This window comes from Rhodococcus sp. (in: high G+C Gram-positive bacteria), from assembly GCF_049591685.1.
Taxonomy (GTDB): domain Bacteria; phylum Actinomycetota; class Actinomycetes; order Mycobacteriales; family Mycobacteriaceae; genus Rhodococcoides.
On record NZ_JBAWFH010000104.1, the window covers coordinates 1 to 14368 of the forward strand.

Annotated in this window: 10 protein-coding genes; 7 read left to right on the forward strand and 3 right to left on the reverse strand. The window is 64.6% G+C overall.

From position 1 onward, the window contains the following. Positions 1–463 (reverse strand): serine/threonine-protein kinase (locus WBQ44_RS04680; protein ID WP_495565569.1); only part of this gene is annotated, 463 nt, incomplete at its 3' end. A 211-nt stretch (positions 464–674) separates the two neighbouring features. On the opposite strand from WBQ44_RS04680, the gene imuA' reads away from it, so the two are divergent. The 4 genes from imuA' to WBQ44_RS04700 all read left to right on the forward strand — a co-directional run bounded on the left by imuA' (position 675) and on the right by WBQ44_RS04700 (position 4618). Further along, a complete protein-coding gene (gene imuA', locus WBQ44_RS04685; protein WP_495565570.1) occupies positions 675–1619 on the forward strand; it encodes a DnaE2-dependent mutagenesis accessory factor ImuA' in 945 nt (314 codons plus the stop codon). Further along, positions 1616–3169 (forward strand): DNA polymerase Y family protein, encoded by a 1554-nt coding sequence (locus tag WBQ44_RS04690; protein ID WP_495565571.1) that lies wholly within the window; start codon positions 1616–1618, stop codon positions 3167–3169. Before imuA' ends, WBQ44_RS04690 begins: the two co-directional genes overlap by 4 nt. A gap of 76 nt (positions 3170–3245) precedes the next feature. After that, on the forward strand, positions 3246–4046 hold the full coding sequence (locus tag WBQ44_RS04695) for an alpha/beta fold hydrolase (protein WP_495565572.1): 801 nt from the start codon (positions 3246–3248) through the stop codon (positions 4044–4046). After that, the gene (locus WBQ44_RS04700; RefSeq protein WP_495565573.1) at positions 4043–4618 is read left to right on the forward strand and encodes a hypothetical protein; all 576 of its coding nucleotides are present in this window, start codon (positions 4043–4045) and stop codon (positions 4616–4618) included. Before WBQ44_RS04695 ends, WBQ44_RS04700 begins: the two co-directional genes overlap by 4 nt. Here WBQ44_RS04700 and WBQ44_RS04705 read toward each other — a convergent pair. Beyond that, positions 4554–6551: an SDR family oxidoreductase gene (locus WBQ44_RS04705; protein WP_495565574.1), complete on the reverse strand. Its 1998-nt coding sequence runs from the start codon at positions 6549–6551 to the stop codon at positions 4554–4556. The genes WBQ44_RS04700 and WBQ44_RS04705 overlap by 65 nt on opposite strands. Positions 6552–6605: 54 nt before the next feature. Continuing rightward, positions 6606–8735, reverse strand: coding sequence for an MMPL family transporter (locus WBQ44_RS04710; protein ID WP_495565575.1), 2130 nt, complete (start codon positions 8733–8735; stop codon positions 6606–6608). A gap of 176 nt (positions 8736–8911) precedes the next feature. Between WBQ44_RS04710 and WBQ44_RS04715 the strand changes: the two genes are divergently transcribed. From WBQ44_RS04715 to WBQ44_RS04725, 3 genes are all read left to right on the forward strand, one after another. Next, complete coding sequence (locus WBQ44_RS04715; protein ID WP_495565576.1) at positions 8912–12223, forward strand: error-prone DNA polymerase; 3312 nt, start codon at positions 8912–8914, stop codon at positions 12221–12223. An 88-nt stretch (positions 12224–12311) separates the two neighbouring features. Further along, positions 12312–13262, forward strand: coding sequence for a siderophore ABC transporter substrate-binding protein (locus tag WBQ44_RS04720; RefSeq protein WP_495565577.1), 951 nt, complete (start codon positions 12312–12314; stop codon positions 13260–13262). Positions 13263–13367: 105 nt separating this feature from the next. Beyond that, positions 13368–14336, forward strand: coding sequence for an ABC transporter permease (locus WBQ44_RS04725; RefSeq protein WP_495565578.1), 969 nt, complete (start codon positions 13368–13370; stop codon positions 14334–14336). Positions 14337–14368: the final 32 nt, after the last annotated feature.

Sequence of the window (14368 nt, forward strand, 5' to 3'; positions counted from 1 at the left end):
TGCCGGGTTTGATGTCACGGTGCACGATGCCTGCTTCGTGGGCCTCGGTGAGTGCGTCGGCCACCTGCGCCCCAACCTGAGCCACCTCGTACGACGGCAGGTAATCGGTGGTGTTGAGCGCCTGGGCGAGACTGCGTGAGGGCATGTACTCCATGACGAGCCACGGCTCGCCGTCCTCGATGGCGACGTCGTGCATCGCGATTGCGTGCGGGCTGGACAGGCGAGCCGCGATTCGGCCCTCCCGCATCGTCCGGTTGCGAACGTCACGCGCGGCCTTGTCCGTCAGATTCGCGGTCGAGGTGACCTGCTTCACCGCGACCTTGCGGCCCATCAGGGTGTCCTGTGCGAGCCACACCGCGCCCATACCGCCGCCGCCGAGCTTGTAGGCGAGGCGGTACCTGCCGGCGAGAAGGTAGTCGGGTCCGACGACCCGTACGAAGCGTTGCTGGTCGGTCACGACCACAGGTTAGTGGACAGTGAGCATCGGTGCCCGTGGTGGTGACCCCAGGCTGTCCCCAAGCCCCTCACCTGGGTTTTTGTGGTCATCTTGACGATGGTGAGCGAAGCGGCTTTACTGGAGGGGAGTTCGAAAGTCTGTTCGAAAGGTATGACTTCCCCGCTGCCTCACGGACGGGCTCGAGTGTTGAGTTTTCCACGATTCATGGGGAGTAAGCATGTCCGTTCCTGCCAATGCTGTCGACGCAGACGGATCCCTGTCGTTGGATGCCATGTCGCCGTCATCCCTGTCGTTGGATGCCATGTCACTGCCGGAGCGGGTGGAGCATCTTCGGCGCCGGATGGCGTCGGTTCCTGCGCGGGGCGGGGAGACGCGGTCGATGGAGCTTCCGGGGTCCGAGGGGCACGCTGCTTCGGTCGGTGCCCCGGCGACCGGCACTTCGGGTACAGGTGCTTCGGCAGTCGACAGCCCTGACGTATCCGTGCCTGACTCAGCCGTGGCCGAGGCGGTGCCGCGAGCACCGTCGAAGTCGGTGCTCGCGGTGCCCGATCCGCTCGCGGCACTGCTACCGCACGGGGGTCTGGCGCGGGGTTCCGTGACGGCCGTTTCGGGTGCGGGTTCTCTGCTGCTCGGCATGGTCGCGGCAACCACGGCGGCCGGTGGCTACGTGGCAGTGGTGGGGCAACCGCGGTTCGGGTTGCTCGCCGCAGCCGAGATGGGGGCGGATCTCGAGCGCCTGGCAATTGTTCCCGATCCGGGTGAGGATCCCGTCGAGGTCGCGGCCATTCTGCTCGACGGCCTGGATCTCGTCGTGCTGGGTCTCGGGGGTCGGTCTGTCCCGCCGTCACGGGCACGTGCCGTCGTCGCGCGTGCCCGGAGCAAGGGTGCGACGCTGCTGGTCACCGATGGGCACTGGGATGGTGTCGACCTACGTCTCGACGCGTCCGTCCGCAGCGTCGATGGAGTCGGTACGGGCGAGCAGTCGGGTCGTGGCAGGCTGCGCAGTCTGCGGTTGGACGTGCGTGCACAGGGCCGAGCGATGCGTCCGCGCAGCACATGTATCGATCTCCGGTCCGTGAGCGGCCGTATCCAGTGGGTTCCGGCTCCTCTTGCAACCAATTCTTCCGACCGAGGTGCAGACAGGATGGCGGTGCTGGCATGAGCCGCGTTCTGGCGCTGTGGTGTCCGGATTGGCCTGCGGTCGCCGCTGCTGCGGTCGCCGACCTCCCCGCCACACATCCGGTTGCGGTCGTCTCGGCCAACAGGGTCATCGCATGCTCGGCGACGGCGCGAGCAGAGGGCGTGCGACGAGGCCTGCGCAAACGCGAAGCTCAAGCGCGATGCCCGGATGTGCATGTGGTGACGGCAGATTCGGACCGAGACGGGCGATTGTTCGAGCCGGTCGCCGCTGCCGTCGATGCCATCGCGCCCGGCGTCGAGGTGCTTCGCCCCGGCCTTCTGGTTCTCGGAGCCCGTGGGGTGAGCAGATACTTCGGATCCGAACACAAGGCCGCCGAACGGTTGATCGATCAGGCAGCGGGCGCAGGCGTCGAATGTCAGGTCGGAATCGCCGACGAGCTGACGACGGCCGTCATCGCGGCCAGACATGCGACCGTCGTTCCGCGCGGAGGCGCAGCAGGATTTCTGGCGTCGCTACCGGTGGCGGAACTCGCGGCGGAACCGAGCCTCGCCGCAGCCGATCGGGACGAACTGATCGATCTGTTGCGGCGCCTCGGCCTGCGCACCATCGGTGACTTCGCAGCACTGACACCCGGGGACGTGGCGTCGCGGTTCGGGACCGATGCGGTGCTGGCCCATCGCAGTGCCCGAGGCGAACCCGAGCGACCACCATCGGCGCGCGCTCTTCCTCCCGACCTCGACGTGGAGTACGCCTGCGACCCACCGATCGACCGAGTCGACGCTGCAGCATTCGCGGGACGAGGAATGGCGGAGAAGCTGCACACCAGGCTCGCCGCAGCAGCGGTGGCCTGCACTCGACTACGAGTCCACGCGTCGACGGGGAACGGCGAAAGCGTGTCGCGTATCTGGCGCTGCGCCGAGCCGTTGACACCGGAGGGCACCGCCGATCGGGTGCGGTGGCAGCTCGACGGATGGCTCACCGGACGCAGCGAGAGCAGACCAACGTCCGGCATCACACTGTTGCGGCTCGAGCCGGTGGAAGTCGTCGCTGCCGGGGAGTTGCAACTCGGTCTGTGGGGAAGCGTCGGCGACGAAGAGGAACGGGCTCGACGCGCACTGGTTCGGGTGCAGGGCCTGCTCGGAGGTGACGCCGTCAAGATCGGCGTACTGAGCGGCGGCAGAGGGCCGGCAGAAAGAGTGACGTTACGCAGCCTCGGCGACGAACTCATTCCCGTGTCCGACCCGTCGGCTCCGTGGCCCGGACGGTTGCCCGAGCCCGCGCCCGCCGCAGTGATGGAAACCTGTCCACGAGTGACGATGGAAGACGGCAGCGGCAACGACGTGCACATCGGGCTGCGCGGAGAATTCGATGCCGAACCCGTTGCGCTCACCTGGGGCAGCAAAAAATGGGCGTTACGTGGGTGGGCCGGTCCCTGGCCGGTGGACGAAAGATGGTGGGACCCCGCCATCGGCATGCACGGTGCTCGGCTACAGGTGCTGTTCGACGAAAACCGCGCACTGCTGCTCATCTACGACGGCGACGGATGGCGCGTCGAAGGAATCTACGAGTAGGCCACCCGAGTCGCTCCACAGGCTCCGCTCCAGCCCAGATGAGTCGCTCCACAGGTTCCGCTCTAGCGTAGGTCCGATGAGTGTCGAAACAGCCATCCTCGACGTTGCCGGAGTGCGTATCGCCTACCGGGACACTTGGACATCGAGAGGCACTTTCCTCGATGCGGTTCCGGTCGTCCTCGTTCACGGGATGGGCGGAGACAGCGGCACCTGGGATCGCTTCGCGGCGGCGTTGACGGCACGAGGTCGACGGGTCATCTCCATCGACCTCCGCGGCCACGGCCGCAGCGCGCACACCGCCGACTACACGTTCGAGACCTTCGGGCGCGACGTCGCGGCGGTGCTCGCGCACCTGGATCTGCAGTCCGTCGACCTGGTCGGGCACTCGCTCGGCGCCTACGCTGCGTCCCTCGTCGCTCAGGATCGTCCGCGGACCGTTCGGTCCCTGGTGCTCGAGGAGATGCCGATTCCGATCCGGCCGGGAGACCAACCGCCGACCCTGACCGGGCGGTTTCCCACGCCCACCGAACTGTGGCATGCCGGCACGTCCGTCGTGCGGCACCCCCGTGCCGTCTTCGCGTTCGATCGTTCCATGACGCGCACCGCCCTTGCGCAGTTTCGTCTCCCGAATCCTCTTTGGTGGGAGCAGCTTTCGGCGATCGATGCGTCGACGTTGATTCTTCGTGGTGGGCCGGGCGGCATGGTGGATTCGGTTCGGCTCGAATCGATGGTCGCCGCGATCCCGGACTGCTCGGTGGTGTCGTTCGAAACCGGGCACAGCATCCATCGCGACAACTACCGAAAGTTCGAATCGGTGGTGCTGCCGTTTCTGATGCGCGAACTACCGGTCGACGAAGGCCCTACCATCGGCGTATGAAATTCGAGTCTCGAAACGCCCCGCTCGTGGCATGGTCGCTCGTGTTCGCTGCGTCGCAGGCCAACATCGTGCGCATGCTCGGCCCGGCGGGACCACGTGTTCTCGAGGTGCAGACGGCATGGTCGGCCGATCGATACCGACGGATTCTCGCTGGAATGGACGACGCCGACACTGCCCGTTTTCGCAGTCACTACTACCCGGATTTCGTCCACCCGGCCATTTATGCCGCCGCGTTGCGCGCCGGTGCTGCCAGGCTGGCCGAGCTGACGCCAATCACGCCGAAGGTTGCTGCGGTGCTCTCGATCGCGCCGATCGCGTCGGCGGCAGGCGACTACGTCGAGAACATCGTCGGACTGCACCTGTTGGACCACCCGAAGCACATCACCGACTCCGTTGTCCGCGCGACGACGGCCGTCAGTGTCACGAAATGGGTTCTCGCACTGGGGTCGCTGACGTATCTTGCCGCCGGATTCGGTCGGGTGTGGGCACGAACGGTCGGTCGCCAGATCACCAGTTCGCGCCGGGGACGAGCCGGCCTACTCGTCGGGCGAGCCTGCCCACCCTTGCGGTAGCGCTCGATGCGTCGTAGGTGGTTCTCGGCGCAGGATCGGTCGGTAGGGCCGGTTCGTGCTTCTCGCCCTTTGCGGCTGCGGAATCGGGGAACCGCCGATAGAACTGATGCATGGTGCGGTCCTTGCTCCGCGGGGTGAAGATGCTGCCGAACTGACCGAGCGTGCCGAGTGGGGTGTCGATTCTCTTCGGCTTTTCGACCAGGGCGCGGATCACCATCGCGGCTGCCTTCTCCGGTGACACCACGGGGCCGGGGTTCTTGTCGCCGGACGGTGTGATCATCGGAGTCGCAACGAGCGGCATGTGAATCGTGGTGAACGTGATTCCGTCCGAGAGGGTTTCGGCGGCGGCAACCTCGGCGAACGCGTCCAGTGCTGCTTTGCTCGAGACGTACGCGGCGAAGCGCGGGGTGTGGCTCTGCACGGCGGCACTGCTGATGTTCACGACGTGGCCGAACCGGCGCTCGCGCATCTGTGGAAGCAGAGCGAGCACCAACCGAACAGCGCCGAAGTAGTTGACGGCCATCGTGCGTTCGAAGTCGTGCAGTCGATCGGTCGACCGGTACAGCGACCGGCGAATTGATCTACCGGCGTTGTTGACGAGCATATCGACGTGATCGTGTTCGCTCAGAATCGCTTTCACGGTGCGAGAGACGGATTCGGCGTCTGTCACGTCGCAGGGATAACCGTGGGCGTCTCCGCCCTCTGCCCGGATGCCCGCGACCACTGCGTCGAGCTCGTCGGCTCGGCGCGCCAGCAGGATGACGGTGGCGCCTTTGCGTGCGGCGGCTCGTGCCGTTGCGTGACCGATGCCCGAGGACCCGCCGGTGATGACGATGTGGCGTGAGGCGAGTGGTCCGCGCGGATCACTCCGCCTGGCGCGGTTCGGATCCAGGTTCTTCCGCCAGTGTGTCCACAGTGCATCGGCGTACTCCGCGAGGGGTGGAGGCTCGATCCCGCTGCCGTGCAATGCGTTTCGGGTAGCAGATGAATCGAACGTGGTGGGAAGGGTCAAGTGGTCCAGCATGACCGGCGGCAGACCGAATTTGCTGAACACCGCGTTACGTCCGAGTCGAACCGCACCCAGTCGCGGCGCGACGACGGGTGCCGCAATCACACCCGGTACGCCGATGATCCTGGCCTTGGCGCCTGCCGCGGCACTGAAGGCCGCGTATACCTCCCGCATCGATTGTGGTTCCGGGTTCACCAGATGGAACACATGCTGACCTGCGGGGTTACGGTGAATCAGTTCGACCAGGGCTGCTGCGACGAAGTCGACCGGGACCAGATTGGTGGATCCGAAGTCGGGAACCGTGATCGGCAACGCACCGGGCAGTTTGGCGAGTTCGGCGAAGAACGGGAAAAAGAAGTAGGGGCCGTCGATCTTGTCGATCTCGCCGGTGCGCGAATGGCCCAGTACGGCCGACGGGCGGTAGACCCGCCAGTCCGCTGCCGATTGGCGCACGATCTGCTCCGACTCGAACTTGGTCCGGTGGTACGGCGTCGAGAATCGCTGACCGAGGTCGAAGTCGTCTTCGGTGAAGGGGCCCGCATGATCGCCGGCAACCGCGATGGAGGAGATGTGATGCAGGCGGGCACCGAGGCGAACCGCCAATTCGACTACGGATCGGGTGCCTTCGACGTTGGTCGACGCCTGCTCGTCACCGGCCGTCAGGTCGTAGATCGCCCCGAGGTGAACGACGTGGTCGATGGCGGACGGTGCGTCATCGATTCCGAGACCGGGTGCGGTCAGATCTCCGATCAGCGGGTGTATTCGGTTCTTGTCTGCGAGCCGCTCGACCTGCTGCTCGAGCTTGGCGACGGACTGCTGACGCACCAGCACGTGCACGTTGGCCCCGGGGTCGCGCTCCAGCAGCAGCGGGAGCACGTTGCGTCCGAGAAAGCCCGTACCGCCGGTCACGATGTAGTTCGCCATGCTCGACAACTTACTCCTAGGTAAGTTGCGAGAACCAGCCCGATCTCGGCGTCGTCAGTGACCGATACCGACCTTCTCGTGCACCTTCTTCATCCATGCCGGTGCCCACCAGTTCGCTTCGCCCATCAACTTGACCAGTGACGGAACGAGCAACATTCGAATGATCGTGGCGTCGACGATCAACGCCAAGATCATGCCGACCCCGAGGAATCGCATGATCGACAGGTCCGAGATGGTGAAGGCTCCGGTCACCACGATGAGGATGAGGGCCGCCGCGGTCACGATGCGTCCGGTCCGTTGCGCGCCGACGATCACCGCTTCCTCGGTCGACGCACCGGCAGCACGCGCTTCGACCATGCGTGACATCAGAAACACTTCGTAGTCGGTCGATAGCCCGAATACGACGGCGAGGATGAGGACGACGAACGTCGCTTCGAGTGGGGCAGGTGTGACACCGAGCAGCTCGGCTCCGTGTCCTTCCTGGAACACCCAGGTCAGTACACCGAAGGTCGCAGCAAGACTCAATCCGGCCATGAGCACGGCCTTGATCGGCAGCACGATCGATCCGAACGCCAGGAACAGCAGGATCAGCGTCGAGACGACCATGATCGCGATCATCGCGGGCAGCCACTTCGCGATCGCGGCGTTGCCGTCGTCGACCAAGGCCCGCGAACCGCCGACGAGTATCTCGGTTCCCCCCGGGGGCGTCATCTGGCGTAGGTCGGCTACTGCAGCGCTGGTCGACTCCACTTCGGTCTCACCTGGGCCGGGTTCGCCGAACGTGGCCTGCAGTACGACGAAGTCGTCCGAGGATCCGGTGAACTCGACCCGGCCGATGCCGTCGACTGCCTGAGCTTGACGGGTGATGTCCGCTATCGGAGCGCCCTGGGGCTTCTGCCCGTCGATGCCCCGAAGGACGACCGTTGCGCCCTCGCCGGTGGTGGGAAACTGGGTGTTGAGGGTCTCGACGGCGACGCGGGCAGGGTCGTCCTGAGGTAATGCGGTGTAGTCGATCTCGCCGAGTGTCACCTTCAAGATGGGCGCCGACAGTACGAGCAAGCCTACGACGATGACGGCAGCGACGATGCCGGGTTTCTTCATCACGCGGGTGACCACGGTGCCCCAGAACTTCTGTGCACGCGCTTCGCCTCGGTCGGAGGCGCTTTTGCTCCAGGTGAGACTGTTGATCCGCGGGCCGAGGATGGCGAGAAGTGCGGGTACAGCCGTCAGCGACAGAACTGCGGCCCCCGCGACGGCCGCCATCGCACCGAACCCGAGCGACTTGACGACGGGTTGGGGGAAGACGAGCATCCCGGCGAACGCGCAGATCAGCAGCAGTCCGGAGAAGATGACGGTGCGTCCGGCGGTCAGGACGGTACGCACTGCTGCGTCGGCCGGTTCGGCTCCTGCGCGCATCTCCTCGCGGAAGCGACTGACGATGAACAAGCCGTAGTCGATGGCAAGGCCGAGGCCGAGAAGGGATGCGACGTTGATCGAGAACGAGCTGATCTCGGTGAACGAGGTCAGCACGCGAAGGATTGCCAGTGCGCTGACGACACTGAGGATGCCCACGAACACCGGAACCGCGGCAGCGACGACGCCGCCGAAGATGACGATGAGCAGGATGAGCGTGATGGGGATGGCGATTGCTTCGGATCGCACCAGATCGCTTTGGAGCGTCGAGCTGAACGAGACACCGACGACCGAGCCGCCGGCGAACTGCGAATTCACGGAGGGCACTTCCAGTTGCGGCGGCAACTCGCCGAACGTGGAGAACGTGACGCCCGAGTCGCGTCCGAGGGTGACGGTGGCGAGGGCTTTCGTACCGTCCTTGGAGATCAAAAACGGTTTGGCTGCCGCGTTCGCCGACCAGTAGGACGAGACGTTCTCGACGGTGTATTCGCTCTGGAATTGGTCGAGAACAGCGGTGACCTCCGGTCCGATGTCGTCGATGGTCCGCCCCTCGGGCGCGGTGTAAATGGCGACGATGTCGGGTGTCGGTTGGCCGAGTCCAGAGACGAGCGAGCTCACCTCGGCCGCCTCGCTGCCCGGGTCGACGAATCCGCCTTCGCTCAGTTTGCCGAACACGCCGAGACCCCACACGCCGCTCAGCGCCACCACCACGACGGCAATGGTGAGTACCCACCGCTTGCGGGAAACGACGAACGAAGCCCAACGTGTCACGTTTTTTCTCCGACTCTCTCGAATTGACCTTGAAGACCCCGAGCGAGCCTATCGGCTCGTCGCGCCGATTGATTTCTGTCGGTGCACTGCGTTCTAATGGGAACACATGTTCGAACGAATCTCTGTCGTTCGAGTCGGGCGTGTGAGGTACCGAGCGACGGTGAGGAGGGCACGGCATGGGACGACACGGTGAGGTATGGAACGACGGCCCTCCGACATGGTCGGAGATGGAGCGAGTGCTCTCCAGCCGTCCGGCCCGTGCCGCGTCCGCGGTAGTCGGCGACGGTGGCGACAGCCCGGCGTGGTCGCGCAAACGCGAGGTCTACGATGGGACGGTGGGACGGTCGGCTCCGCCGACGACCGCATATGCGGAGCTGCATGCGCATTCTGCGTTCAGCTTCCTCGACGGTGCGAGTCAGCCGGAAGCGATGGTCGAAGAGGCTGTTCGACTCGGACTCGAAGCCATCGCGATCACCGACCACGACGGCTTCTACGGCGTGGTGCGTTTCGCCGAGGCCGCCCGAGCGCTCGGAATCGGGACCGTCTTCGGGGCCGAACTGTCGCTGGGAACGAACACCTCTCGTACCGGCGCACTGGATCCGGAGGGAACGCACCTGTTGGTGCTGGCCCGCGGCCAGGAGGGATATCGCAGGCTCTCGCGCCAGATCGCTGCAGCGCATCTCGCAGGAGGCGAGAAGGGCAAGCCTCGATACGACGTCGACGCTCTGTCCGATGCGGCCGGCGGGCACTGGCAGATCCTCACCGGCTGCCGCAAAGGGCATGTTCGACGCGCACTGCATCGCGGTGGCGTGGACGCGGCTGATGCAGCACTGCGCGATCTCGTCGATCGATTCGGTGCGGACCGCGTCACCGTCGAACTCACCCGTCACGGCGTGCCCGAGGACGACGAGCGAAACGATGCGTTGTTCGAGTTGGCGGCGCGGTACTCCCTTCCGGTCATCGCGACCACCGCTGCCCATTACGCGGTACCGGAGAGTCGACGGCTGGCCATGGCGATGGCTGCGGTGCGCGCGCGCAGCAGTCTCGACGAGGCGTCGGGGTGGTTGCCGCCCACCGGCGGAGCACATTTGAGGTCGGGTGCCGAGATGGCCCGATTGTTCCGTCACTACCCGGGCGTCGTCCACGCGGCAGTGGAACTCGGTCGGGAGTGCGCCTTCGACCTCAATTTGATCGCGCCCCAACTTCCGCCGTTCGACGTGCCGCCGGGGCATACCGAGCTCAGCTATCTGCGTGTTCTGGCGCTGGAGGGGGCGGAACGACGGTACGGTTCGCCCGCCGACAACCCAGCGGCCTATTCGCAGATCGACTACGAACTCGACATCATCGGGCGGTTGAACTTTCCGGGCTACTTCCTCGTCGTTCACGACATCGTCTCGTTCTGCAAGCAACACGACATCCTGTGCCAGGGTCGAGGATCGGCCGCCAATTCCGCGGTCTGCTACGCCATCGGCATCACCAATGTCGACCCCGTCGCCAACAAGCTGCTCTTCGAACGCTTTCTGGCCGCGGAGCGCGACGGACCGCCCGACATCGACGTCGACATCGAATCGGACAGGCGTGAGGAGGCGATCCAGCACGTCTACGCGAAGTACGGTCGGTCGTACGCCGCGCAGGTCGCCAACGTCATCACGTATCGAGGAAAGTCGTCCGTGCGCGACATGGCCCGTGCCCTCGGTTTTTCTCAGGGTCAGCAGGATGCGTGGAGCAAACAGGTCACGCGCTGGTCGAACATCGGTGACAAGTCGGGAGACCAAGAAGTTGGTGAGATCCCCGAGCCCGTTCTCGACCTGGCGCGGCAGATCGAGGGGTTTCCTCGTCATCTCGGTATCCACTCGGGTGGAATGGTCATCTGCGACCGTCCGATCGCCGATGTGTGCCCGGTCGAATGGGCCACGATGGCCGATCGAAGTGTGTTGCAGTGGGACAAGGACGACTGCGCTGCAGTCGGTTTGGTCAAGTTCGACATGCTGGGTCTCGGCATGCTTTCTGCGCTGCACTACATGATCGATCTGGTGTACGAACACAAGGGGGTTCGGGTCGATCTGGCGGACATCGATCTCGGCGAGCCTGCCGTGTACGAGATGTTGCAACGGGCCGATTCGGTCGGGGTATTCCAGGTGGAATCGCGTGCCCAGATGGCGACGCTGCCGAGGCTCAAGCCCCGAGAGTTCTACGATCTTGTCGTCGAGGTCGCCCTGATCAGGCCCGGCCCGATCCAAGGCGGCTCGGTGCACCCGTACATCAAGCGCCGCAACGGCCTCGAGCCCGTCACGTTCGACCATCCGTCGTTGAAGAAGGCGCTCGATCGAACGCTGGGGGTGCCGCTGTTCCAAGAGCAATTGATGCAGATGGCCATCGACGTGGCCGGATTCAGCGCAGCCGACGCCGATCAACTACGCCGTGCCATGGGCTCGAAGCGGTCGCCGGAGCGGATGAATCAGTTGCGGGGCCGCTTCTACGACGGAATGCGCGAGTTGCACGGCATCGTCGGCGATACGGCGGACCGGATCTTTGAAAAACTGTTCGCCTTCGCCAATTTCGGCTTCCCCGAGAGTCATTCGCAGAGTTTCGCGTCACTGGTGTTCTATTCGTCCTGGTTCAAACTGCACCATCCGGCGGCGTTCTGCGCAGGCCTGCTGCGAGCACAGCCGATGGGCTTCTACTCGCCGCAGTCCCTGGTTGCCGACGCCCGTAGACACGGGGTTCAGGTGCACGGTCCCGACGTCAACGCGAGTTCCTGGCACGCAGACCTCTGCGGCGCCGGTCTCGAGATCCGGATGGGCTTGGCCGATGTGCGCAACATCGGCCAGGATCTCGCCGAGCGCATCGTCGAGTCGCGCGTACTGTACGGCCCGTTCACGTCCTTCGTCGATCTCACCGGGCGCGTCGAACTGTCGACGGCTCAGGCCGAATCATTCGCTACGGCAGGGGCTCTCGGGTGCTTCGGTATCACCCGTCGGGAAGCGCTGTGGGCTGCAGGCGCGGCAGCGGGGGAGCGTCCGCACCTCCTCCCCGGGTTGGGTGCCTCCACGAATGCTCCCTCGCTGCCTGGTATGAGCGATCTGGATCTAGCGTCGGCGGACGTCTGGGCCACGGGCGTGTCGCCGAACTCGTATCCGACGCAGTTCTTTCGGGAACAACTCGACGCGCTGGGCGTTCTCCCCGCTAACCGTCTGCTCCAGGTCCCGGACGGTGACCGTGTGCTGGTCGGGGGTGCGGTCACACATCGGCAGCGGCCTGCGACGGCGGCGGGAGCAACGTTCGTCAACTTGGAAGACGAGACGGGGATGGTCAACGTCGTCTGCTCGGTGGGGTTGTGGGCGAAGTATCGAAAGTTGGCTCTCACTGCGCCCGCGCTGCTGATTCGAGGCAAGGTTCAGAATGCCGAGGGCGCGGTCACCGTTGTGGCAGATCATCTGCAACTCATGGACCTGCGGGTGCAGTCGAAGTCCCGCGATTTCAGGTGACCAGCGTCACTCAAGGCTTATTTGCACAGGCTCACCTAACCAGTTACTTTACTTCTTAATTAACAACTCGTAGACCCTCGGAGCGCGCGTGAAGAAGTCCCGTACAACGATGCTCATCGCAGCCTCGGCCGTCTCGATGCTCGTCCTGTCTGCCTGCAGCGAGTCCGCTGGCGAAGCAGCACCCGATTCCGACACCGTCAGTGTCGACACGGCCAACGGAACCGTCGAGGTCCCCGCCAATCCCGTGCGAGTCGCGGCCCTGGACAACACGTCCTTCGAGACGCTGAAGGCCTTCGGCATCGAGCCCGTTGCCCTACCGAAGCCGATCATGCCGGACGAGGGATTCGAGGACTGGGTCGGCAACGACGACATCTTCGACGTCGGATCCCATCGCGAGCCGAACCTCGAGCTGGTCAGCGAGGCCGAACCCGACCTGATCATCGGCGGTTACCGCTTCCGTGAGTACACGGACGAGCTGAGCCGTATTGCACCGACCATCGACATCTCGCCCACGGACGAGAACTTCGTCGAATCGCTGAAGACGCAGACCGAGACTCTCGGCACCATCTTCGGCAAGGAGAACGAAGCCGCCGACATCGTCGCCGCACTCGACGCAGCCGAGGACGACGCAGCAGCGCAGACCTCCGGTCAGACCGTCTTCCTCGCCAACGTCAACGGGGGCAAGATCGACAACGGTGCCGAGCGCATCGTACGGCTGCTCGAGCCGCTCAATCTGCAAGACGTGTTCGCCGGCGAGGCCGGTGACATCCATGGAGATTCCGGGCTCGCCCCCGAAACGATCGCCCAGGCCAACCCCGACTGGGTCATCGTTCTGGATCGCGACGCCGCCGCCGGTGAAGGTGACGTCTCGCCCGCCTCCGCCGTGTTCGCAGCGCAGGAGGCATTCGCGAACACCACCTTCATGACCGAAGATCAAATCATCTATCTCGATCAGTACTTCTACACCCGTGAAGGTATCCAGGCTTACACCGAAGCCTTCGAATCCATCGCCACCGCGTTCGAGAACGCGGCAGCTTAGGACTTTTCTCACTGCGCCGCAGTCGAAACGACTGCGGCGCAGCAGTTCAAGGCGCAGTAACTTTCGATGGCGCAGTAATTTTCGATGGCGCAGGAGCTCTCGACCATGTCGCACCGCACACCCGTACTCACCGCCATCGCCGTTCTCGTTGCGGTCCTCGCTGTCATCTCGCTGTTCGTCGGAGGCTACGACATCTCGCTGTCGACTCTGCTCCACGACCCCGAGGCTCGAAACATGTTCCTCATCTCGCGCGTGCCTCGCACCCTTGCTCTGATCTTCGCCGCGATGGCGATGAGCATCTCGGGCGTCATCATGCAGATGATCACGCAGAACAAGTTCGTCGAACCGACCACGGCGGGAACGGCCCAGTGGGCAGGCCTCGGCGTGTTGTTCACCTTTCTGCTCCTCCCCGAAGCGACACCGATGCTCAAGATGGTGGTCGCGACGGGGTTCGCTTTCGTCGGCACGTTCGTCTTCGTCGCAGTGCTGCGACGACTTTCGGTTCGGTCTTCCCTCGTGGTGCCGCTGGTGGGCATCATGCTCGGCGCAGTGGTCGGTTCCGTCACCACGTTCCTCGCCGGCACTTTCGATCTGCTGCAATCGATGTCGGCGTGGCGGTCGGGTGGATTCAGCAGTGTGGTCCGCGGCTTCTACGAACCGCTGTGGGCAGTGGCGATCATTGCCGTGCTCGCCTACGTGCTCGCCAACAAGTTCACCGTCGTCGGACTCGGTAAGGATCTCGCCACCAGCGTGGGGCTTCGCTACGAATACGTCGTGTTCGCAGGCGTCGGCATGGTTGCGGTCGCGACCGGTGTCACCACCGTCGTCGTCGGATTCATCCCGTTCCTCGGGCTCATCGTGCCCAATCTCGTCTCCATGATCTTGGGGGACGACGTGCACAAGAACTTGCCCTGGGTGGCACTCGTCGGCGCCGGATTGCTCCTCGCCTGCGACCTCATCGGCCGAGTTGTCGTCGCGCCGATGGAGATTCCCGCATCGGTCATCCTCGGTGTACTCGGCGCCGTGGTGTTCATCGCTCTGATCGTGAGGCAACGTCGCTATGTCAGTGCTTGATCAACGGGCCGCCGCTCGTGCATCACTTCGGC